Annotated in this window: 1 protein-coding gene; it reads left to right on the top strand. The window is 61.0% G+C overall.

Annotation, left to right across the window (positions count from 1 at the left end; genetic code table 11):
* Window positions 1-359: integrase core domain-containing protein (locus RAD10_RS41575; protein ID WP_461621996.1), on the top strand; the 359-nt coding region annotated here is incomplete at both ends.

Below are 359 nucleotides of genomic sequence, written 5' to 3'. Positions count from 1 at the left end.
AGGCCCTGCATGATCGACGCCCTGTCCATCGCGGCGGCCTCGTGCACCATAGCGACAGGGGCAGCCAATACGTCTCTATCAAGTATACCGAGCGCCTGGCTGAAGCAGGCATCGAGCCTTCTGTCGGCAGCGTCGGAGATTCCTATGACAATGCTCTCGCCGAAACCATCAACGGGCTCTACAAGGCCGAAGTGATCCATCGGCGCGGGCCATGGCGAAGCTTCGAGGCCGTCGAGTTCGCGACTTTGGAATGGGTGGACTGGTTCAACAACCGGCGGCTTTTTGAACCCATCGGCAACATCCCGCCGGCTGAAGCCGAACAACGCTACTACGCCATGCTGGAGCAACCCGCCTGGCGG

Source organism: Bradyrhizobium sp. 23AC (genome assembly GCF_054863025.1).
The sequence above is the reverse complement of the archived record's forward strand: the minus strand, read 5'-3'. Positions and strand labels throughout refer to the sequence as shown.